Consider the following 23428-nt stretch of genomic DNA (forward strand, 5'->3'; position numbering starts at 1 on the left):
ATGGAAAAGCTTCAAGAAAGCATGTATCAACTAATTGTTGAAACGTCAACGAACTTACCGAAAGATGTTCGTCGTGCGATTCAACAAGCGAAAGAGCGAGAAAATGCAGGGACTCGTTCTGCGATGGCACTTGGCACAATTACAAATAATATTAAAATGGCTGATGATAACATCTCACCGATTTGCCAAGATACAGGGATGCCAACGTTTAAAATTTATACACCAGTTGGTGTGAATCAATTAAAGTTGAAGGAAGCTATCTATAATGCGCTTGAGCGGGCGACAAAAGATGGTAAACTTCGTCCAAATTCTGTTGACTCTCTTTTTGGAGACAATAGTGGAAATAATTTAGGACCAGGTACACCGGTTATTAAGTTTGAACAATGGGAAAAAGATTATATTGATGCACGTTTAATCCTAAAAGGTGGTGGCTGTGAGAATAAAAATATTCAATATAGCTTACCGTGTGAACTAGAAGGACTTGGACGAGCTGGCCGTGATTTAGAAGGAATTCGTAAATGCCTTCTTCATGCAGTATACCAGGCACAAGGTCAAGGATGTAGTGCTGGTGTAATTGGTGTTGGTATCGGGGGAGACCGCACATCAGGTTATGAATTAGCAAAAAATCAATTATTCCGTACATTAGATGATGTCAATCCAGTACCAGAGTTACAACAACTTGAAGAGTACGTATTAGAAAATGCGAATAAGCTTGGCATTGGTACAATGGGATTTGGTGGAGAAACAACTTTACTGGGCTGTAAAATTGGCGTGTATAACCGCCTGCCGGCTAGCTTCTACGTATCTGTGGCGTATAATTGCTGGGCATATCGCCGCCTAGGTGTAACAATCCATCCTGAAACAGGTGAAATTATGGATTGGTTATATCAAGAAGGTGAAGATACACTTCAGCATGAAGCACAAGAAAAAACAGAGCAACGTGAGATTGTATTACAAGCACCAATTACAGAAGAGCAAATTCGTGGACTTCGCGTTGGTGATGTTGTAACAATTAATGGCATGATGTATACAGGTCGTGACGCAATCCATAAGCATTTAATGGATAATGATTGTCCAGTAGATTTAAATGGACAAATTATTTACCACTGTGGTCCAGTTGTTGTGAAAGATGACAATGACAATTGGCAAATTAAAGCGGCAGGTCCAACGACAAGTATTCGTGAAGAACCGTACCAAGGCGATATTATGAAGAAATTTGGTATTCGCGCTGTTATTGGAAAAGGCGGTATGGGTGCGAAAACATTAGCGGCTTTAGAAGAACACGGCGGCGTGTACTTAAACGCAATTGGCGGTGCGGCGCAATATTATGCTGAATGTATTAAAGAAGTGAAAGATGTTGATTTCTTACAATTTGGTATTCCAGAAGCAATGTGGCATTTACGCATTGAAGGTTTTAAAGCAGTTGTAACGATGGACTCTCATGGTAATAGTTTACATGCAGATGTTGATAAAACATCACTTGAAAAATTAGCGAGTTTTAAAGAGCCGGTATTTAAATAAACAAAAATGCATCTCGAATCTTTCGAGATGCATTTTTTGGTATATATAGAAAAACATGCACAGCATGAAAGTAAGTAAGTAAACAGAAACTACAGGTACGATTATATATGGAAAGGAGACTATTTATGAAATATAAATGGTTATATATCGGTCTCATTTTTTCAATTATGATGGCACTTGTTCCAGTTTCGGCATTGGCTTATACAAATACTCCACATAACTGGGGAATCCCGCGTCCTAAAAATGAAACAGTACCAGATGCAGGAAAGTTATATACGGATTTACTGCAAAAAAATGGCGGGTTTTATTTAGGAGATACGAAGAAAAAAGATATTTATTTAACATTTGATAATGGATATGAGAATGGATACACAGGGAAAATCTTAGATGTATTAAAAGAGAAAAAAGTACCAGCAACTTTCTTTGTAACGGGGCATTACATTAAAACACAAAAAGATTTATTGTTAAGAATGAAGGATGAAGGACACATTATTGGAAATCATTCTTGGAGTCATCCTGATTTTACAGCGGTAAATGATGAGAAGCTTCGTGAAGAATTAACGAGTGTAACGGAAGAAATTAAAAAAGTAACTGGGCAAAAAGAAGTGAAATATGTACGTCCTCCGCGCGGTGTATTTAGTGAAAGAACGTTAGCTCTTACGAAAGAAATGGGCTACTATAATGTATTTTGGTCACTTGCATTTTTGGATTGGAAAGTGGATCAGCAAAGAGGATGGCAATATGCGCATAATAATGTTATGACGATGATTCATCCAGGATCTATTTTATTACTTCATGCAATATCAAAAGATAATGCAGAAGCACTTGCAAAAATCATTGATGATTTGCGCGAGAAAGGGTATCATTTTAAAAGTCTAGATGACTTAGTAAAAGGCAATCAACCGTAAGCATGTATGCTTACGGTTTTCTCATGCTATAATGATGTGTAAAAAGGATGGGGAAACGTATGTGGAGCGAACATGTTACGTTAGAGTATCCGTATCATTTTGAAGAAGTATTAAAACGTTTATCTTTTGATCCTCTTAACGTCATTCAATTAGATGAGAAAGTCATTTATATCCCGCTTTGTATAGATGAGGAACAGGTTATTGTTCGCTTACAAGGGATTGGTACTGTTCAAAATCCACAGTTTTGGATTTCTAGTCAGACAGGAAATCCGGAGAAAGTCATGAAACGAATGAGAGCCATTTTTCATTGGAATGAACCGTTTCAAGATATACAAAATCATTTTTTAAACACATCATTACGTCCACTATTTGAAACATATGCTTATACTCCAATTATTTTAGAATTTGATTATTTTGCTTGTCTTCTTCGCTGTATCATTCACCAACAAATAAATTTGAAATTTGCTACTGTGTTAACAGAACAATTTGTGAAACGGTATGGAACAGAGAAGAACGGTGTATTCTTTTTCCCCACTCCGGAAATAGTAGCAAATATTTCAATAGAAGAATTGAGAGAGCAGAAGTTTAGTCAGCGAAAGGCTGAATATATAGTAGGATTAGGTCGAAGTATTGTCAGTGGTACATTAAATTTAGCGAGTATAGAAAATGAGACGGAAGAAGAAGTTTCAGCACAATTGTTGCCAATTAGGGGAATTGGTGCATGGACAGTGCAAAACTTTTTAATGTTTGGGCTTGGACGGAAAAATATGTTCCCGAAAGCGGACATTGGGATTCAGCGTGCAGTGCAAGGTATATTTCAATTAGATGATAAACCTGATGATGTATTTTTAGAAAAAGTGAAACAAGAGTGTGAACCATACTGCAGTTATGCAGCGTTATATTTATGGAAAAGTATAGAGTAGAGGTGTAATAATGATACAAAAGCAACATGAGAGTAAGTTGGAAGTTGGTCAAACGTTTCCTGTGACAATTAAACGTCTTGGGATTAACGGAGAAGGCGTTGGTTATTTTAAGAGACAAGTTGTTTTCATTCCAGGGGCATTACCAGGAGAAGAAGTTGTTGCAGAAACAACGAAAATTCAGCGTGGCTTCGCTGAAGCGAAAGTGAAAAAAGTTCGTAAAGCTTCACCGCATCGTGTGAAAGCACCGTGTCCAGTATATGAGGAGTGTGGCGGTTGTCAGCTGCAACATTTAGATTATAAAGAACAATTGAATCAAAAGCGTGATATCGTTGTACAAGCATTTGAGAAGTACATGAAAAACAGTATGGAAGAGAAAATTCGTCCAACGCTTGGCATGGAAAATCCATGGCATTACCGTAATAAGAGTCAATTACAAGTGGGGCGTAAAGACGAAAAGGTTATTACAGGGCTATATAAACAAAACTCACATCAGTTAATTGATATTGCTCACTGTATGATTCAACATAAAGCAACGAATGAAGCGACAAAAGTTGTAAGACGTATTTTAGAAAAATTAAATGTTTCTATTTACAACGAGAAAAAACAAAAAGGTTTAGTACGCACAATTGTAACACGTACTGCAGTTCAAACAGGGGAAGTACAAGTTACACTTATTACAACAAAAGAAGAATTACCAAATAAAGAACAATTTGTTGCAGAAGTACAAAAACAGATGCCAGCGGTTAAATCAATTATGCAAAATGTAAACTGGCGTAAAACATCTGTTATTTTTGGAGACAAAACATTTAAATTAGCTGGAAAAGAAGTAATTCAAGAAACACTTGGCGATTTATCATTTGAATTATCAGCACGTGCATTCTTCCAGTTGAATCCAGAACAAACAGTTGTTTTATATAATGAAGCGAAAAAAGCAGCTGCGTTAACAGGCGATGAGAAAATTGTAGATGCGTATTGTGGTGTTGGTACAATTGGACTTTGGCTTGCAAATGATGCAGCGGAAGTACGTGGTATGGATGTAATTCCAGAAGCGATTGCAGATGCAAGAAAAAATGCGAAGCGTCACGGATTTACAAATACGAAATATGAAGCAGGTAAAGCTGAACAATGGTTACCGAAATGGGTAAAAGAAGGATGGCGTCCAGATGTAATTGTTGTCGATCCACCACGTACAGGTTGCGATGATAAATTACTGGAAACAATTTTAAAAGTGAAGCCGAAACAAGTTGTGTACGTGTCTTGTAATCCTTCATCATTAGCACGTGATGTACAAGCATTAATGAAGAGCTATGAAGTGGAGTATGTGCAACCAGTTGATATGTTCCCGCATACAGCTCACGTAGAAAATGTAGTGAAGCTTGTTAGAAAGTAAAGTTTATTAATATTCCCTCATGGTATGAGGGAATATTTTCTATGAAGGAGAATATTATGCATAATTATAAATTAACGATTCAGTATGATGGTGCACGTTTTAAAGGATGGCAACGTCTCGGTAATAACGATAATACGATTCAAGGAAAAATCGAAAGTGTCATATCTGAAATGATCGGAAAAGAAATTGAAATTATCGGTTGTAGTAGAACAGACGCTGGTGTACATGCTTTGAATCAAGTTGCTAACTTTCAAAGTGATGAGAAGTTAGTGGAACATAAAGTGAAAAAATATTTAAATCAATATTTACCTAATGATATTAGCATTACGAATGTGGAAGAAGTATATGATCGTTTCCATGCTCGTTACAATTCTAAAGCAAAAACATATCTGTATAAAATTTGGAATGAAGAGCATACAAATCCATTTATGCGTAAATACAGCATGCATGTGAATAAAAAATTAAATGTGGAAAGCATGAAAGCAGCTGCGAAACATTTAGCTGGTTCACATGATTTTACTGCTTTTTCAAATGCGAAATCAAAGAAAAAATCTATGGTTCGAGAAGTATATACACTTGATGTGATGGAAGAGGCAGGGTTTGTACAAATTAGAGTAAGTGGTAACGGCTTCCTTCATAACATGGTAAGAAAAATTGTTGGAGCATTAATTGAAGTTGGATTAGGACAATTAGATGCTGAAGCAATTCCACAAATTCTAGAGGCGAAACAACGTAATCAAATTAATTGTCTTGCTGAGGCGAGTGGTTTGTATTTGGAGAATGTTGAGTTTTAATGGCAAATAAAAAAATCGGGCTAAGTAGCTCGATTTTTTTAGTATTACGAAGATTTCTCTTTTTTTATACGTATCTTCAAATTCCAAAAAGCAGCAAGCATAATAGCTGCAAAGGAGCCGCTAATTGTTCCAAATAGTTTTGCATAAGGAGAGCTGCTTACATCGGCATTAATGAATAACATCATACAGAGCATGGCAGGGAAAAAGTATAAGTATTGTAATAACTTTAATTTTTTATCATTACTCATATATATAGCCCCTTTCTAGCATGTTATATGTTTATTATAACATATTTTACCAAGTTGTTTTTACACTTGGAGACATGTTCATTTCATATGTGTAAATGCAGTTTTTTAATTCGATATTGTAAGTTTTGCCTACTTAATCCTAAAAATTTTGCAGCTTGTGAGATGTTGCCATGATTCTCTTTAAGAATTTGGTTAATGTAGTTCTTTTCCATTTTTTCTATTGTGTGTTTTAAAGTTTTTGGTGCATCAGTATTGTGATTAGTTAGTGCATGTTGCATATTGAATTCTGTTTTTATTCGTTCACGGAAGCGAGTAGGCATATGAAACGCTGTAATGATGGTTTCATCTTCTATTAAGTTCATGGAACCTTCAATTATATGTTCCAACTCCCGTACGTTCCCAGGCCAATCGTATGCATAGAAAAATTCTCTTACATTTACATCTACATCGGTTACGTTTAGCCCGAATTGAGTATTATATTTTTCAATAAAGTGCTGAACAAGAGCTAGAATATCTTCTTTTCTTTCACGTAAAGGCGGAAGACATAAAGTAACGACGCTTAATCGGTAATATAAGTCTTCTCTTAATCGATTATGTGCGATGGCTTCGAAAGGATCTTCATTGATAGTTGCTATAATACGAACATCAATTTCTTTTTCGTGTGTGCCTCCGATTCTTCGTATTGTTTTTTCTTGTATAGCTCGTAGTAACTTCGCTTGAAGTGCTGGACTTAATGAGTTGATTTCATCTAATAACAAAGTTCCTCCGTTCGCTTCTTCAAATAAACCAGCTTTATCGATAGCTCCTGTAAATGCACCTCGGTTTGTACCGAATAATAAGCTTTCCATGAGTGTATCAGGTATAGCGGCACAGTTCTGTGAAATAAAGGGTTTTGTTGAACGCTGACTTTCATTATGGATGCTTTGTGCAAATAGTTCTTTCCCAGTGCCTGTTTCTCCTACTAGAAGTATGGAGGAAGATGTACGAATTACTCTTTTTCCTTCAGTAATGATTGATTGAATAGCTTCAGAATCACCAATTATGTGATCAAAGGTAAATTTAGTACTTTGTTTTCGAGAAGGGCCCATTCTTATTGTTTGCTTTAAGTTACTAATTTCTTTTGATATTTCAATAGCGCCTTTAATTTTTCCATTTTCTATTATAGGGAAAGTATCGTTAATCGTTGTAATTTCTTGTCCTTTATTGTTAAAATACGTTTGTTTTATATTTTTGTTTGTTTTTCCTAATTTTAATGCCTCTATAAGAGTACTATTTTTATTTTCTTCAAATGCAAATATTTCTAAAGGACTTTTATATAATACATCTGAGCGTTCCATTGATTCAATTTCCATCATTTTGCGGTTATAGATAATCGTTTTACTTTCCTCATTAATAATATGAATCCCGATATCGAGTTCATTGAGTAAAGTTTCATATAGCATGTTCATTTCAATGATCTGTTTAAAATTAATGTCTTCTGTACGCATAGATTATCTTCTCCTCATTTCACCCTATGAAGACTGACTTTTTATAATTTTATTAAAATTCTTATAAAACCGCAAAATTTTTTTGCTATTTTCCTTTTAAAACTTTTCAAATGATAGAAAAATTTTGCGGTTGTGCACGCTTTTTTGTGTAAAACTCTCATTTAATATATGAATTAGAGACTTGGTACGCATTTTGCATAAATAATATTTGAAATCTCTAGAGGGGAGAATATGAATTTTTACAGGATATACAACGTTTCGGTGTCAATTAATAAGAGGGAGGGATTTATAAAGTGAAGACAGTTATAGAAGGTGTGTATAGTCCTTGTTATGGAAAAGTAGAGAAGTTATTTGTTACGGAAAGTTCTTACGTATACGAGTGGGAGAAATTAGCGTTAATTGAAACAATAGATAAACAGAAAGTAGAAATTAAGATAGGAATCAGTGGTTATATTGAATCATTAGAAGTAGTAGAAGGACAAGCTATTGCTGATCAAAAGTTATTAATAACAGTAAGGGATGACCTTTTAGTAACAGGCAGTGATTAATGTAAGTGATGTGTATTTTTGCTCTTTTAAATCATTATTTTTACGGTGAAGAATTTTAAAAACGCTTACATTAAATGGATTGGCAAAGTGAAAAGGGGGGATTTATATGATGGATCAAAACCAAGGATTAAAAAGAGAATTGAAAAGTAGGCACATATTTATGATTGCACTCGGTGGAGTTATTGGTACAGGACTTTTTTTAGGATCAGGTTATACGATTCATGAAGCTGGACCTGGAGGAGCAATTGTAGCGTATCTTGTCGGTGGATTTGTAATGTATTTAACGATGCTCTGTCTTGGAGAGTTAGCGGTTGCGATGCCTGACGCAGGGTCTTATCAAACGTATGCGACAAAGCATATTTCTCCTGCAGCAGGTTATGTAGTGGGATGGATGTCGTGGTTAAACTGGTCTGCTACGATAGGTATTGAATTAATTGCAGTTAGTATTTTGATGAAACGTTGGTTTCCTGATGTACCGTCATGGATTTGGTGTGTAGTGTTCGCGGTACTGCTCTTTGCTATTAATGCGTTATCTTCAAGAAGTTTTGCGGAAGTGGAATTTTGGTTTGCAAGTATTAAAGTAATTACAATTATTGCATTTATTATTTTGGGCGGGGCAGCAATGTTTGGGTTTCTAGATATGAAAGGGAATGAACCAGCGCCAATGTTCTCTAGCTTTACTGATTATGGTGGATTGTTTCCAAATGGATTATCAGCCATTTTAATTACAATGATTGCAGTTAATTTTTCTTTCCAAGGAACAGAATTAGTTGGTATTGCAGCAGGTGAGAGTGAAAATCCAGAGAAAACGATCCCGAAGGCAATTAACAATACAGTTTGGCGTATACTTGTTTTCTTTGTACTATCTATTTTTATTCTTGCTGGACTATTCCCTTGGCAGCAAGCAGGAGTAATAGAAAGTCCATTCGTAGTTGTATTTGATAAAATTGGTATTCCTTATGCAGCAGATATTATAAATTTCGTTATTATTACAGCAGTACTATCCGTTGCGAATTCAGGATTATATGCAACTTCGCGTATGCTATGGTCTATGTCTAATCAAGGAATGATTAGTCCAATTTTTGGAAAGTTATCTGAAAATGGTGTTCCTATTTATGCATTAATCGTAAGCACAATTGTAGGGTGTCTCTCACTACTATCAGGTATTTATGCGGAAGATACAGTTTATTTATGGCTGCTTTCTATCGCTGGATTCGGAGCGATACTAGTTTGGGCATCTATTGCTTTATCAAATTTATTAGCTAGAAGGTCATACATGAAGCGGGGCGGGGATGTTAAGGACTTGAAATTTAAAACACCATTGTATCCATTTGTACCACTTCTTGCGTTAGTATTAAATTTAACAGTAATCGTTGGCATGGCCTTTATTCCAGAACAAAGAATGGCATTGTATTGTGGTATTCCATTTATGATTGTTTGCTTACTGTTTTATCGTGCTACAAGAAATAAGGGAAGTAATGTAGAGCATATTGAAAAGACAAATACAACGGAAGTAGAGAGTTTATAATAGTGATTAATTAGGAGACTGTAAAATTGTAAACAGTCTCTTTTTTTGTGAAAATAAAGCTGGAAACATACTATGTATGCAAAGGGGAATTAGCGATGAATCCAGAAGTTTCGCAGTTGTTAAAACAAATAGATTCAAGGAAAGAGGAATTACTAGAACTTACAAAAACTTTAATTCGTTTTGAAACACCAGCACCGCCAGCGAGAAATACAAATGAAGCACAAGAATTTGTTGCAGAGTTTTTAAGAAAACGAAATTTTAGTATTGATAAATGGGATGTATATCCGAATGATCCGAATGTTGTTGGGGTAAAAAAAGGGATAAAAAGTGACTCATATAAAAGTCTTATTATTAATGGACATATGGATGTAGCCGAAGTGTCAGCAGATGAGGCGTGGGAAACAAATCCATTTGATCCATTTATAAAAGATGGCTGGTTAGTTGGACGTGGCGCAGCAGATATGAAAGGTGGGCTGGCTGGAGCGCTATTTGCCATTCAACTTTTACAAGAAGCTGGTATTGAATTACCTGGAGATTTAACTTTTCAATCGGTAATTGGAGAAGAAGTTGGAGAAGCAGGTACACTTCAATGCTGCAAAAGGGGTTACGATGCTGATTTTGCAGTAGTAGTGGATACGAGCGATTTACATATGCAAGGACAAGGCGGTGTCATTACTGGATGGATTACAGTGAAAAGTCCACAAACGTTTCATGATGCAACGCGCAGACAAATGATCCATGCTGGAGGACGTTTATTTGGAGCGAGTGCGATTGAAAAAATGATGAAAATTTTACAAAGCTTACAAGAATTAGAGCGCCACTGGGCAGTTATGAAAACATATGAAGGCTATCCATCTGGAACAACAACAATTAATCCAGCTGTTATTGAGGGAGGAAGGCATGCGGCGTTTATTGCGGATGAGTGCCGATTGTGGATAACAGTGCACTTCTATCCGAATGAAACACATGAACAAATAATAAACGAAATTGAAGAGTATATTGGAAAGGTGGCAGCTGCCGATCCATGGTTAAGTGAAAACCCGCCACAATTTAAGTGGGGCGGAGAATCAATGATTGTAGATCGTGGGGAAATTTTCCCTTCATTAGAAGTAGATAGTGAACATAAAGCTGTAAAAAAACTTAGCTCAGTACACGAGTCTATTCTATCAAAAAATACAATTTTAGATATGTCTGCAACGGTAACTGATGGTGGTTGGTTTAGTGAGTTTCACATTCCAGCGATTATATATGGACCAGGTACATTAGAAGAAGCACATTCTGTAAATGAGAAAGTTGAAATTGAACAGTTAATTGAATTTACAAAAGTGATAACAACATTTATATATGAATGGTGCCACACGAAAAAATAGATTTGTATAGTAAAATCGTACGAGTATGTATACTTGTACGATTTTTTAGTGAACTATTTCAGAGTTGAATATAAACAACTGAAATAGTTCTTTATTTTGCTATGTCTTTCGTTTCATTTCAAGTAATTTCTCTTTTGCTAATTCAACGGCAATCGCATCATCTAAATAGCCAATTGGAAAGAGATAGTCGGGAATAATATCTGTCGATAAAATGAAATAAAGTAATGCGCTCCCAAGAACTGCACGTTCTTCTTTTGAAATGGTTTCATTACAAAATTGTTGATACATATCTGTTAATTGTTCAATAAAAGGACCAGCACTATCAATTTGCTCTAATTTGCTTGCAAAACTGTCATGAATACGTTTTTCGCCTTCTGTTGTCTGGGCATAGCGTTCGTAATTTTCGAGTTCTTGTTTTACGCGAGTTGTAGTGTAATCGAAATCGAATAAGTTAGAGGATTGTAAAGTTTGTTGAATGGTATCAAGAGATGTGTACATATCCGTTTTTTCTTTATTAATGTGAGGAGAATCAGGGTACATTTCATCAAATAACAATTGGGGTGGAACTTGAAGACATTCTGCAAATTTTTGTAGATGTTTTTGTTTTGGCGGTTGTTTGCCATTAATAATTCTTGAGACTGTTGCAGGATCAATATTTGTAAGTATTCCTAGTTGGCGCATAGATAAGGCGCGTTCTTTTAAAAGTTTTTTTATTAATTTACCAAGCCGATCATTCGGGTTTTCATTAGCCATAGTGCAGGCACTCCTTTTTTAGTGTTGAAAAAATGTTGAGCATTTATTACAAGTATATGAAACAGACAGGCACAGTTGCTCAACATTTTCATAATATGCATTGAAAAGTGAGAAAAAGGGGTGACTATTTATGAATACGGTAGGCTTATTTTCAATTTTTTTAATTGGGATTGCTTCTAATTTAGATAATGCAGGTGTTGGGATTGCGTATGGCATTCGTAAAATTCGTATTTCGTGGTTTAACAATTTTATCATCGCATTCTTTGGATTTTTATTTACTTTACTAGCTGGATTTTTTGGGAACTGGATTGCATTATTTATTTCAGAGTTTACAGCAAACCTGATTGGAGCAATCGTTTTAGGGATAATTGGGGTGTTTATTTTATGTCAGCCTTTCTTGGGTCAAAAAAATACTGTAGGTTCTAAAGATGATAATGTACTTATGGGAATTTTACGTGATCCAGAAAAAGCAGATTTTGATGGCTCTAAAACAATTAGTTTTTCTGAAGCACTTGTTTTAGGAGTTGCATTATCTATTAATAATATTGCAGGTGGGTTTGATGCTGGGGTAACAAATTTAAATCTTTGGCTTACAGCGACTATTTCTGGGGTGTTTAGTTTTATTTGTATAAGTGGTTTTGCATATGTAGGGAAACGATATTTAGCAGCATACTTAGGGAAATGGGCGACGGTTATTGCAGGAGTGTTATTAATTCTTATTGGGATCGATCAGTTGTTGTGAAAATAGAAAAGCAATGTTCGAGCATTTCCTCGGAAATACTTGAATAAATTGCATATATCGACATCGGATATTTACTTCTTAATAAATAAAAAGCACCTACATACTACATAGGTGCTTTTTAGCGTATGTCTTCAATTAATTGCTCTGATTCTTCATGCATACTGTATTCACTTAACACTTGGATGCAAAGCCATTTTAATTCCTCGATAGTATGCTCAAGTTCTTCAGGAAGCACATGATGAATGTCTTCAAGTCCCATCCCGAAATGAATAAGTTCAAGTACTTGATCATCGATGTTCCGATCCATTAATAATTCAAGTACTTCTAAATTGAATATGTATCGGTGAGCTTCGTCGAGTGAAACAACTTTTAACTTCAAGCTTTCTACAATACTCAATATAAAAAGAAGGATTGTTTTTTCAAGAACAGGTTGTTTTCCCATTTGAAATATTAGTTTCATCTTTCACACCTCCACATATAGCGCTAGGTTGTACTATATTATTCAGGAGGGGGGAACAAATATGCATGATATAGAGAAACTTTCAGCACTGTTTTTGTAAGAGGATTGATAACTGACAAAAGTGAGGTTTTGGTGAAATAAAAAATCCTGCTAGTATAGCAGGATAACTCGCGATTAAAAAATACTCCAGCCTTCTTGAGCAGAAAGAAGTTCAAGAATTTTAAAACCAGCAATACTATTTCCGTTTGCATCTAAAGCTGGTCCGAAAATGCCGATTCCCATATCGCCTTTTACGCAGCCGAAAATACCACCCGCTACACCACTTTTTGCAGGGATACCAACGCGTATTGCAAATTCACCAGATTCGTTATACATACCACATGTGACCATAAATGTTTTGCAAATTTTTGTAATATGTTTAGGGATGATTTGTTTCTTTTTATATGGATCATATCCATCCATTGCAAAAATTAAGCCGATACGTGCTAAATCGATGCAGTTTACTTCAACTGCGCATTGACGAGTATATAAATCCATAAGTTCTTCAATATCACAATCGATAATACCGTTTTGTTTCATATAATAGCAAAGCGAACGATTTAGATAAGCTGTCTCTAATTCTGAATCGGCAACTTTAGAGGAATAATTAATAGTAGGGTTATCTGTTATTTCACGTACAAAATGAAGAATACGTTCCATTTTTTCCTCGTTATCTTTTCCTGCTAACATGCTTGTAATAGCTAATGCTCCTGCATTTATCATTGGATTAAGGGGTTTGGATGGACTTGTCGTTTCTAACTTAATAATAGAATTAAATGGGTCACCCGTTGGTTCCATTCCAACTTTAGAAAATACATATTCTTCACCACGGTCTAAAAGGGCAAGGGCAAGTGTGATTACTTTGGAAATACTTTGAAGAGTAAATAGTGTTTGTGAGTTGCCTGCATGGATATATTCTGTTTCTTTATGGAAAATGGCAATCCCTAAATCGTCTGGATTTGCATTTCCTAGTTCGGGGATATAAGTAGCAAGTTTTCCTTTTTTCGTATATGGTTTTACTTGTTCTAACAACTGTTGTAAGTTGTTTGTTTCAATGCACTGCATAGTACCAACGCTCCTATTTCGAATTAACTAAGTTTACTTTTCCCGATATGCTCGGAAATAAATAATAACATGAAAAAGTGGAATGATAAAACGAAAGTTATATGTTCTATAGTAGGTCGTTCTTTCAAGTCCTTTGTATTAAAAAAGGAGAATTTCCCTTTTATATAACAGTTTGGAAATAGGAGATTTATCCATAAAAAATTCGAAAATAAAAACTACACATCTATACAACTATATGTTATTATGGTTATGTAAATAGAAAGCGTTTTCTAAGGCGTGCTTATAATGATAACGATTTCATAAATTTGATAGGGGGAATTAAAATGTTGCAGTTTTTACAACGTATTGGTAAAGCGTTAATGCTTCCAATCGCCGTACTACCAGCAGCAGGATTATTGCTTCGTTTAGGGCAACCAGATGTATTTGATATTCCTGTTATGGCACAGGCCGGTGCAGCAGTTTTTGATAATTTAGCACTCATTTTTGCAATTGGTATTGCAATCGGTCTTTCAGTTGATGGTAGTGGTGCAGCAGGTCTTGCAGGTGCAATTGGTTATCTAGTTATGAAAAACAGTATTGATGCACTTAGTAAGGGATATTCTACTGTAGAATTACAAGATAAATTAGGCAAAGTCCAAGATTTAATAGGTAATAGCGCTAATGTTGATCCATCTAAGCTTGCAGATACAATGACACAAGTATCTAAGGCAGCCGAATTATCGACTAAAGTGGATATGAAAGTTTTAGGTGGTATTATTGTTGGTGTTATAGCGGGACTTCTTTATAATAAATTCCATAAGATTAAACTTCCAGAATGGTTAGGGTTCTTTGCTGGAAAACGTTTCGTCCCAATTGTTACATCGGTTGTGATGTTAATATTAGGAATTCTATTCGCACAAATTTGGCCAGCAATTCAAAATGCTATCGATGCATTAGCTCATGGAATTGTTAATTTAGGGGCAGTTGGTTCAGGTCTATTTGGTTTATTAAACCGTCTATTAATTCCAATCGGTTTACATCATGTAATGAACACATATTTCTGGTTCGTACTTGGTGACTTTACAAATGCAGCAGGTAATGTTGTAAATGGTGATATTGCTCGCTTCCTTGCCGGAGATAAAACAGCGGGTATGTTTATGACTGGTTTCTTCCCAGTTATGATGTTCGGTTTACCAGCAGCATGTTTCGCAATGATTGCGGCTGCTAAACCAGAAAAACGTAAAATGGTTACAGGTATGTTAGGTGGTCTAGCATTAACTTCATTCTTAACTGGTATTACAGAACCAATTGAATTCTCATTCATGTTCTTATCACCAGTATTATATGGTATTCATGCTGTATTAACAGGTCTTTCTTTATTCATTACAACAACTCTTGGTATTCACGATGGTTTCACATTTAGTGCCGGTGCAATCGATTATTTCTTAAACTTCGGTATTGCAACAAAACCATTATTACTAGCGGGAGTCGGCTTAATTTACGCAGTAATTTATTTCGTTGTATTCTACTTCTTAATTAAGAAGTTCGATTTAAAAACTCCTGGTCGTGAAGACGAAGAGGAGGTAGCTGAAGGTGAAGAAGCTCCAGTTGCAGGTTCAATTGGTGAAACTTACGTAGCAGCTTTAGGCGGAAAAGAAAACTTAACAGTTATTGATAACTGTGCAACACGTCTACGCTTACAAGTAAAAGATGCTGGTCAAGTAAATGAAGCAGCATTAAAACGTGCTGGTGCAAAAGGTGTTATGAAATTAAGTAATACAAGTGTACAAGTTATCGTAGGTACAAATGTTGAATCTGTTGCCGATGATATGAAAAAACACGTATAAATAATGAGATAAGAGGATGTCCCAAAAGATTGATAACATCAATTTTTTAGAGGACATCCTCTTTTTTGTTAACAATTTAACGGGAATCTTACTTTTGTAAATTTTCTTTTTCTTTTTTGTACATATAGGTTGGTAATATGTGCAGTGCGTGATAAAGTAGGGATGATATAGAATGGATTATCCATAATCTACTAAAATAAATCTTTAGTAGAGGAATTAAATTATTGGTGAGTAAGGGGAAAAAAGCAATTATGGATCAGGAACAAAATAATGCGAATGGGAAAGCACATCGGCCGATTGTATACATAAAAAGGACAATCATTCTCGTCTTACTATTATCACTTGTATATTTCATGTATACAAAAATTGTTGCGCATAATAAGAAAGAAGAAACTTTAAAAGCGGCAGCAGAAATGAAGAAACAAGAAGAGCTAAAAAAGAAAGAAGAAAAAAAGAAACAAGACGTACAGAAGCAAAAACAAAAAGAGCAGGAAGAACAAGTGAAGCAAGCGCAAGCTGCGGAACAGCCTGCTGAAGGACCACCTCAAGAAATTAATGAAAACGCTCAATTGGACCAGTATTTACAAAACGCAGGATTTAGCGGGACAGCTGTTATTGTGAAGAACGGAAAAGTTCTTCTGAATAAAGGGTACGGTATGGCAAATAAAGAGCAGCAAGTACCGAATAATTCAGAGACGACTTTTTATATTGGCTCTATTTCAAAGGCGTTTGTAGCAACTGCTATTATGCAATTGAAAGATCAAAATAAATTACAAGTTGAAGATACTGTTGCGAAGTATATTCCAGATTTTCCACAAGGTAATAGTATTCAGCTAAAACATCTATTAACACATACATCAGGGATTCCAGAATATGAGCAAGGAAAAGAAGATATTTCTCATGAAGAACTGATAAAGCGAATAGGAAATCAAAAGCGTATTGGTGGTCCAGGAGAGAAGTGGAAGTATTCCGATTCGAACTACTCTATACTTGCATACATTGCCGAGAAGGTAAGTGGACAGTCGCTTGAAGAATATATTAAACAACATATTTTTGCTACTGCTGGTATGAAACATTCTGGTTTTGGCACAGCGTTAGAACAAACAAGATTCCCATCAACGGGTTATAAAATAGTAAATAATAATATGACAACACCTAATATTCCGAGCATGTCACAACTATATGGTTGTGGTGATATATATACGAGTGCACATGATTTATATTTATTTAACGAAGCGTTATACTCTGGAAAGTTAATTTCAAAAGCGAGTTACGATCAAATGTTTACAGCCGTGAAAAAAGATTACGGATTTGGCTGGTACGTAGACCCAGGAAGCTATTCGAATCACGGTGTAATGCCAGGTTGGAATTGTTTAAATGGATTTAGTAAAAACGGTAGTGTGTATGTTGTTTTATTATCTAACATTCAAAACAACATTAAATCATTTGGTAAAGTGAATAATGACATTTATACGATGTTGCGAAATATTGAAGTGTAAGAAACTATCCTTTTGGATAGTTTTTTTTTTGCCCTGAAACAAATATTTCTTTTAGAAAATGTATGCCTTACCTATCACAAAAATATCTATTTTGTATACATTAAGATGTATGGATGTAAAATTTTATAATCTAAAAATAATAGGAGGAGAAGTGTATGTGTCTGTTCAGAAAATATTGGCATAAATTATCAAGAGTGTTTAATAGACAATTAGGCTATTTTTTAGATGATAAATTATTGCCTGCTGTGGAACGACTTTTATTTTCGCAAAACTTTGCAAGGTTTATTCAAAGAAACTCTAGGCAAGCTACGGAAGAATTTATAAAATCAAGCCAATTTCAATCTATTATTTGTAACATTTTAAAAGAATGCAATACATCACCTTTTAAAGAAATTGCAAAGCAGTATTTAGGTAAAAACGTTGAAATTACGGTGACAGTTGGACAATTAACAGGTGTGATTGTAGCGGTTGGTGATGATTTCTTAACACTACAAGAAGGAATAGGGACGGAAGTTTTATTACCATTTACAAGTATTATATCAATAAAAGAAGCGTAAGAAAGGAGACTTATATATGTTATTTACTGATGAATTGCGTAACCATGTTGGTGAGTTAGTGCAAGTTGTTACAGCTGTAGAAATTGTTGCAGGCATTCTGTTATCTGTGACGGATGGGGCAGTAAGTGTTCGTACTTCTCCTTCTTATGGACCACCGGAAGATGTAATCGTGCGTACTCCTATTATTGCTTATGTTCGCTTGGAAGGGTAAGTGTGATACAAGTATGAGAGTATCAGTTGTTATTCCAGCGCACAATGAAGCGAGTACTTTATCACAAGTTTTAGTAGAAGTGGAGAAGCTCAAGCCTTACGAAATTATTGTAGTAGATAATGGCTCCACAGATGGAACGAAAGACATAGCGTTACAACATCATTGTCACGTGATTTATTATAAACATTCTCTTGGCAATGATGTTGGACGGGCTATTGGGGCTAGAGAAGCAAAAGGTGAAATTGTTTTGTTTTTAGATGGTGATATTGTTATTGATAGTAAAGAGTTACAACGTTTCGTGAAAGGAATTCGACAAGGGCATCAAATTGTTGTGAATAATTTAACATGGTCGGTTTATTTAAAGATGAGACCACATTATACGACAGTTGGAAAGTTCATGTTGAATCGCTATTTGAATAAAAAAGAGCTTGTTGTTGGATCTTTAATCGCAATTCCACATGCGATGAGCAGGGAAGTTATCGAGAAACTTGGGTGGTGGAATTTAGCAGATCCAGCACTATTTCAAGCGATAGCGATGTCTAGAGGAGTAGATATTGTTGATACGGCTTCGGTCGATGTAATTCACACAAATAAGGTTCGTCCTGTGCATACAGGAACATCACCTGGTTCTCCTTATCCGAAAGCGACTAGCCGTATTATGGGTGATCATTTACGTGCTTTGCAATATGTAATCGAAACATATGGTAAACGCGGCGGTTTTTCGGAGGGAAACAGGGATAGGGAGTTTATAGGGAACTATAAACCAGTTGTATTAAAGAAGGAAAAAGCGAAATATAGTGCGATTATACCAGTGTCAGAAGAAAAAATGACGATAAGATCTGTTATACAAGAAGTGAAAAAAGCAGGGGTAGATGAAATTATTGTTGTCGCGAATGGAGCAGATTTTGAGACTGTTAAACAGGCAAAGTTAGAGAATGTTATCGTTATTGAATTCGAGGAAGCACTCGGACATAATGTAGCTCGAGCGATAGGAGCTATGCATGCCACAGCCGATATTTGTTTATTCGTTGATGGTGATTTTGTTATTCCAGCAAAAAAACTCACTCCATTTTTGCAAGCTGTTGAAGATGGAAGTGACGTGGTTTTAAATGATTTACAATGCTTATTAGATATGTTTCATCCTGCAGATCCAATTAGTATGGGGAAATATTTTATGAATTTAGTAGCGAAAAGACCGGATTTATGGAATAACTCATTAACGGCAGTACCACATGCTATGCATAAAAGGGTAATAGAGAAAATAGGATATGACTCGCTTGTTATTCCGCCATTAGCTCAAATGAAAGCTATTTTGGAGGTTTTTTCTATTACAGCAGTAGAATTTGTAGATGTTATAAAAACCAATCGGATACGCCCGGAGCAACATGGATTTGTAAATGGGCGTATTCCGGCATTTGACCGTATTTTCGGTGATCAACTTGAGGCGATTGCTTATCTATTGCAATATACAGACGAACGTGGGAGTTTTACAGATGGAGATCGCGATAGAGACACTATTCAACAATTGAGAAAGGAAGAAAAGAATACAGATGAATGCTAGTAGTAAAGTAGCTATTATTGGATTAGGGTATGTTGGTCTTCCTTTAGCAGTCCATTTTGCAGAAAGAGGACATACCGTACTTGGATTAGATAAAGATACTAGAAAAATAGAATCGATTATAAAAGGAGAAAGTTATATTCCAGATGTTTCTTCTAAAGTGTTGCAAAGTTTATTGACTAAAAATAAATTAATAGTAAATACACCAGATAAAGGTATTACTGATTTCCAAAATAGTGATTATGTTATTGTTACTGTTCCAACTCCAATTAATGAACGAAGAGAACCAGATTTAAGTGCCCTCATTTCAGCTTCGCATTATATACAACAAAATCTCCAAAAAGGACAAACCTTCATTTTTGAAAGTTCCACATATCCAGGCACACTTGAGGAAGTTATTATTCCTATTATTTCTCAAGCTGGCCAAAAGGTAGGAGAAGATTTCTATATCGGATATTCCCCTGAGAGAATTGATCCAGCAAATAGTCAATATTCAGTTCAATCTATTCCAAAAGTTATTAGTGGACAAACAGAAAAGTGTAAACAAAAAGTACAGGATTTATATAGTACCATTTTTGACGTAGTTGTACCTGTTAGTTCGCCGAAAGTAGCAGAGATGTGTAAGCTATTTGAAAATATTCAGCGCTTAGTTAACATCTCTTTAGTAAATGAGTTAAACACATTATGTGAAAGTTTAGGGATTGATTTTTATGAGGCCATTGAAGCGGCATCTACAAAACCTTTTGGATTTACTCCGTATTGGCCAGGACCAGGGATAGGGGGGCACTGTATTCCCGTAGACCCCTTATATTTTCAATGGCGAATAAAAAAGAATGGGGCAATTAGTCAATTAATTGAGGCGGCACATGTAATTAATGAAGAAATGCCAGAGAAAATAGTCCGGAAAGTAAAGGGCATGGTGCAATCACCCGGACTAGTTTTAATTGTAGGAATCGCATATAAGAAAGATGTAAATGATTTGAGAGAATCACCGGCTTTGCCAATTATTCAATTACTAATAAAAGAAGGATACGAGATAAAATACCATGATTCATATATTTCTTCCGCGGAAATTGGAGATAAGGTGTATCAATCTGTTGCTTTGGATGAACAAACAGTTAAAGAGGCAGGTTGTGTTTTAATTTTAACTGACCACTCTAATATCGATTGGAAGCTTTTTAAAGGAATAGACCGAGTAATAGATACACGGGGAATTATAAAGAAGGTGAGTGTATGAGTAAGAAATGTTTAATTACAGGTGGGGCCGGATTTATTGGATCTCATTTAGCTGAAGAGTTGGTGAGAAGGGGTTATGAAGTCACGATTGTGGATAACTTCTATAAAGGGAAAAATAAGTATCATAATGAGCTAATGAGAGAGATTCGGGTTATTCCAATAAGTGTTTTAGATAAAAATTCTATGTATGAATTAGTAAACCAACATGATGTAGTGTTTCATTTAGCAGCAATTTTAGGTGTTAAAACGACAATGGAAAAAAGTATAGAGCTCATTGAAACGAATTTTGACGGAACGAGAAACATTTTACAAGCAGCATTAAAAGGAAAGAAGAAAGTAGTTTTTGCATCTACTTCAGAAGTATATGGTAAAGGCAAACCGCCTTTCTCTGAAGAAGGAGATCGATTGTACGGGGCAACTTCTAAAATTCGTTGGAGTTATGCAGTTTGTAAAACGTTAGAAGAAACATTATGTTTAGGATACGCATTAGAAGGCTTACCTGTAACGATTGTTCGTTATTTTAATATTTATGGTCCAAGAGCGAAAGATGGTCCATATGCAGGAGTAATCCCGCGATTTATCCGTGCAGCTTTGCAAGGAGAAGACATTCTCGTATATGGAGATGGAAAGCAGACACGTTGCTTTACGTATGTGAGTGATGCGGTAGAAGCAACAATTCGGGCAATGGATGAGAAGGTAAATGGTGAGATTATTAATATAGGTTCTGAGAACGAACAGAGTATAAAAGAAGTAGCAGAAACAATAAAAAAATTAACGAAATCTTCTTCGAAAATTGTACAAGTTCCTTTTGAGGAAGTATATCCACATGGCTTTGAAGAAATTCCGAATAGAAGGCCGAACGTAACAAAGTTAAGAGAACTTGTTCAATTTCAAGCGACAGTAACGTGGGAACAAGGATTGAAAGAAACTATTAAATGGTTTCGTGAAGAAAACAATGGCTAAGTCGCTATCAGTTATTATTCCTGCAAGTAATGAAGTAGATACGATTTCAGACGTTATTCAATCGGTAAAACCGTTAAATCCAGTAGAGATTATTGTCATAGCAAATGGTTGTAATGATGGTACAGAAGAGGTTGCTAATCAGCTAGGTTGTAAGGTAATCAGGTATACAGAACTATTAGGGAACGATGTTGGGCGTGCAGTTGGCGCAAAACATGCGATAGGTGATGTATTACTATTTATAGATGGGGACTTTGCTATTCCAACTTCCAAATTACAATTGTTTCTTAATCCAATTTTACATGATCAGACTGACATCGTTTTAAATAATTTGGACGCATTGTTTTTAAAGAAACAAAAACCCCATTCCGTTACAGTGTGGCGTCAAATATTAAATGCAATGTTAGAGCGTGAAGAATTAAAGATAGATTCTTTATTATCTGTACCTCATGCGTTGACGAAAGAAGTCGTCCAAAGTATTGGATATGAATGTTTAGTTAATCCTATTGTAGCTCATTTACGTATAGCACAAAGTAAATGGAGAATTAACCGTCATTGTGCTATTGATGTTATTACGCCGAATAAATTTCGACCGATTGAACATGCTGCATATGGCACGAACCTTTCTCAATCTGAAAGACGAATGATAGGTGATCATATAGAAGCAGTTGCAGAACGAATAGTAAGCAGTGATATACGCGGGGGATATTATGATGGAAATAGGAAAAGGGATAGCGTCTATCATACTTTAAATTTCGAAGATTTTTATCAAGGATGGGGCGTTACATCCAATTTGTATAGAGAAAAGCAACTATCGGTTGTTATTCCTGTACAAAATGAAGAGAAAACAATTGGAAAGGTTATAGAAGAGCTTCGTAAAATTGAACCTTTTGAAATCATCGTTGTCGTAAATGGTTCGTCAGATAAAACAGCAACGATTGCAAAAGACAAAGGCGCAACAACCATTGTATATAAAGAAGCCCTTGGAAACGATGTAGGGCGTTCACTTGGAACTTATTTTGCAAAAGGAGAAATTGTGTTATTTATAGATGGTGATTTTGTTATTCCAGCTAGTGAACTATATCCTTTTGCAAAAGCTATTGCAGATGGAAAGGACGTCGCATTAAATGATTTAAATCATTATTTAGATTTAAGAGTACCACTTCATCTTGTAACTGCATTTAAGTATGCACTAAATTTAGCTTGTGATAGAAAGGATTTAGGGGTAGGCTCACTTATTGCGGTACCTAATGCATTTAGCCACAAGTGTTTGAAAGCAATTGGATATAAATCTTTATTGTCACCTTGTGTAGCACAGGTGAAGGCTCTTCTTTCTGGATTTGAAATTGCATGTGTATGTCGTGTTGAGGTTGATAAGATGAACCGTATTCGTCCCAGTGAACATTTTGCAAAAATAGGTCATCCTCCAGCTGTACTTCGAATTATAGGTGATCATATAGAAGGACTAGAGCAAATAATTGCATCAACAGACAATCGTGGCGGATTCTATGATGGCAATAGAAAAAGAGATGTTTTATAGAAGTAACAAAAAAGTGTACAACATGTGTACACTTTTTTGTTCTGTTATAAAAACTATAACAGATTAGGAGATAAGAGTATTACAGCTCTACAATGGGTATTGTTCTTATATTACAAAATAGGACTCGTATATAAGGATACCAAAAAAATACAATTAAGGAAAGGGTTAATTTTAAAGACTTTTAAATGAAGTTAACACTATATATATAGTGGTTTGCTCAACATTTCACAAACATGTCACAACTATTTCGTTCACTTTCGTAAAA

Annotated in this window: 22 protein-coding genes and 2 pseudogenes; 19 read left to right on the top strand and 5 right to left on the bottom strand. The window is 35.4% G+C overall.

Going from position 1 to position 23428, the window contains the following annotated elements:
- The 5 genes from fumA (at position 1) to truA (ending at position 5536) form a co-directional block, all read left to right on the top strand.
- Positions 1-1521, top strand: coding sequence for a class I fumarate hydratase (gene fumA, locus CQ064_RS17515; protein WP_000413530.1), 1521 nt, complete (start codon positions 1-3; stop codon positions 1519-1521).
- 125 nt (positions 1522-1646) lie between these two features.
- Entirely contained in the window at positions 1647-2429 is a 783-nt protein-coding gene (gene pdaA, locus CQ064_RS17520; protein ID WP_000875956.1) for a delta-lactam-biosynthetic de-N-acetylase, read from the top strand.
- A gap of 59 nt (positions 2430-2488) precedes the next feature.
- Positions 2489-3352: a DNA-3-methyladenine glycosylase family protein gene (locus CQ064_RS17525; protein ID WP_000269416.1), complete on the top strand. Its 864-nt coding sequence runs from the start codon at positions 2489-2491 to the stop codon at positions 3350-3352.
- A 10-nt stretch (positions 3353-3362) separates the two neighbouring features.
- Complete coding sequence (rlmD, locus tag CQ064_RS17530; protein WP_000615213.1) at positions 3363-4742, top strand: 23S rRNA (uracil(1939)-C(5))-methyltransferase RlmD; 1380 nt, start codon at positions 3363-3365, stop codon at positions 4740-4742.
- Positions 4743-4798: 56 nt separating this feature from the next.
- On the top strand, positions 4799-5536 hold the full coding sequence (gene truA / locus CQ064_RS17535) for a tRNA pseudouridine(38-40) synthase TruA (protein ID WP_000553115.1): 738 nt from the start codon (positions 4799-4801) through the stop codon (positions 5534-5536).
- 44 nt (positions 5537-5580) lie between these two features.
- Here truA and CQ064_RS17540 read toward each other — a convergent pair whose 3' ends face one another.
- Positions 5581-5784: a hypothetical protein gene (locus CQ064_RS17540; protein ID WP_000063858.1), complete on the bottom strand. Its 204-nt coding sequence runs from the start codon at positions 5782-5784 to the stop codon at positions 5581-5583.
- An 83-nt stretch (positions 5785-5867) separates the two neighbouring features.
- On the bottom strand, positions 5868-7271 hold the full coding sequence (locus tag CQ064_RS17545) for a sigma-54 interaction domain-containing protein (RefSeq protein ID WP_001258420.1): 1404 nt from the start codon (positions 7269-7271) through the stop codon (positions 5868-5870).
- Positions 7272-7564: 293 nt separating this feature from the next.
- Here CQ064_RS17545 and CQ064_RS17550 point away from each other — a divergent pair, with 293 nt between their 5' ends.
- The 3 genes from CQ064_RS17550 to CQ064_RS17560 all read left to right on the top strand — a co-directional run bounded on the left by CQ064_RS17550 (position 7565) and on the right by CQ064_RS17560 (position 10717).
- The gene (locus tag CQ064_RS17550; RefSeq protein ID WP_000859489.1) at positions 7565-7819 is read left to right on the top strand and encodes a biotin/lipoyl attachment domain-containing protein; all 255 of its coding nucleotides are present in this window, start codon (positions 7565-7567) and stop codon (positions 7817-7819) included.
- Positions 7820-7925: 106 nt separating this feature from the next.
- A complete protein-coding gene (locus CQ064_RS17555) occupies positions 7926-9347 on the top strand; it encodes an amino acid permease (RefSeq protein ID WP_000969245.1) in 1422 nt (473 codons plus the stop codon).
- 95 nt (positions 9348-9442) lie between these two features.
- On the top strand, positions 9443-10717 hold the full coding sequence (locus CQ064_RS17560; RefSeq protein WP_001067761.1) for an acetylornithine deacetylase: 1275 nt from the start codon (positions 9443-9445) through the stop codon (positions 10715-10717).
- A gap of 99 nt (positions 10718-10816) precedes the next feature.
- Here CQ064_RS17560 and CQ064_RS17565 read toward each other — a convergent pair whose 3' ends face one another.
- Entirely contained in the window at positions 10817-11470 is a 654-nt protein-coding gene (locus tag CQ064_RS17565) for a DUF1232 domain-containing protein (RefSeq protein WP_001262773.1), read from the bottom strand.
- A 130-nt stretch (positions 11471-11600) separates the two neighbouring features.
- Here CQ064_RS17565 and ytaF point away from each other — a divergent pair, with 130 nt between their 5' ends.
- The gene (gene ytaF / locus CQ064_RS17570; protein ID WP_001098787.1) at positions 11601-12212 is read left to right on the top strand and encodes a sporulation membrane protein YtaF; all 612 of its coding nucleotides are present in this window, start codon (positions 11601-11603) and stop codon (positions 12210-12212) included.
- Between the two features lie 118 nt (positions 12213-12330).
- On the opposite strand, the gene CQ064_RS17575 is transcribed toward ytaF, so the two are convergent.
- Together CQ064_RS17575 and glsA are read right to left on the bottom strand one after the other, a co-directional pair.
- A complete protein-coding gene (locus CQ064_RS17575) occupies positions 12331-12672 on the bottom strand; it encodes a DUF3969 family protein (protein ID WP_000766603.1) in 342 nt (113 codons plus the stop codon).
- Positions 12673-12846: 174 nt separating this feature from the next.
- Positions 12847-13776 (bottom strand): glutaminase A, encoded by a 930-nt coding sequence (gene glsA / locus CQ064_RS17585; RefSeq protein ID WP_001149850.1) that lies wholly within the window; start codon positions 13774-13776, stop codon positions 12847-12849.
- Between the two features lie 69 nt (positions 13777-13845).
- On the opposite strand from glsA, the pseudogene CQ064_RS34310 reads away from it, so the two are divergent.
- From CQ064_RS34310 to CQ064_RS17635, 10 genes and pseudogenes are all read left to right on the top strand, one after another.
- Positions 13846-13958, top strand: a pseudogene (locus tag CQ064_RS34310) (transcriptional regulator).
- Positions 13959-14099: 141 nt separating this feature from the next.
- Positions 14100-15602, top strand: a complete 1503-nt coding sequence (gene nagE / locus CQ064_RS17595; RefSeq protein ID WP_000938907.1) for an N-acetylglucosamine-specific PTS transporter subunit IIBC — start codon at positions 14100-14102, stop codon at positions 15600-15602.
- Positions 15603-15853: 251 nt separating this feature from the next.
- Positions 15854-17101, top strand: coding sequence for a serine hydrolase domain-containing protein (locus tag CQ064_RS17600; RefSeq protein ID WP_000371895.1), 1248 nt, complete (start codon positions 15854-15856; stop codon positions 17099-17101).
- 155 nt (positions 17102-17256) lie between these two features.
- Positions 17257-17658 (top strand): LSm family protein, encoded by a 402-nt coding sequence (locus CQ064_RS17605; RefSeq protein WP_000335546.1) that lies wholly within the window; start codon positions 17257-17259, stop codon positions 17656-17658.
- A 16-nt stretch (positions 17659-17674) separates the two neighbouring features.
- Entirely contained in the window at positions 17675-17869 is a 195-nt protein-coding gene (locus tag CQ064_RS17610) for a hypothetical protein (protein WP_000899471.1), read from the top strand.
- A gap of 13 nt (positions 17870-17882) precedes the next feature.
- Entirely contained in the window at positions 17883-19430 is a 1548-nt protein-coding gene (locus CQ064_RS17615) for a glycosyltransferase family 2 protein (protein WP_001266449.1), read from the top strand.
- Positions 19420-20664: a nucleotide sugar dehydrogenase gene (locus CQ064_RS17620; RefSeq protein ID WP_000994261.1), complete on the top strand. Its 1245-nt coding sequence runs from the start codon at positions 19420-19422 to the stop codon at positions 20662-20664. The genes CQ064_RS17615 and CQ064_RS17620 overlap by 11 nt, the downstream gene beginning before the upstream one ends.
- Entirely contained in the window at positions 20661-21626 is a 966-nt protein-coding gene (locus CQ064_RS17625; RefSeq protein ID WP_000037050.1) for an NAD-dependent epimerase/dehydratase family protein, read from the top strand. Before CQ064_RS17620 ends, CQ064_RS17625 begins: the two co-directional genes overlap by 4 nt.
- Complete coding sequence (locus CQ064_RS17630; protein ID WP_001130008.1) at positions 21619-23163, top strand: glycosyltransferase family 2 protein; 1545 nt, start codon at positions 21619-21621, stop codon at positions 23161-23163. Before CQ064_RS17625 ends, CQ064_RS17630 begins: the two co-directional genes overlap by 8 nt.
- A pseudogene (locus CQ064_RS17635) lies at positions 23132-23352 on the top strand (hypothetical protein). Before CQ064_RS17630 ends, CQ064_RS17635 begins: the two are co-directional and overlap by 32 nt.
- The last annotated feature ends 76 nt before the right edge of the window (positions 23353-23428 follow it).

Source organism: Bacillus sp. MYb78, assembly GCF_002975115.1.
GTDB lineage: Bacteria > Bacillota > Bacilli > Bacillales > Bacillaceae_G > Bacillus_A > Bacillus_A cereus.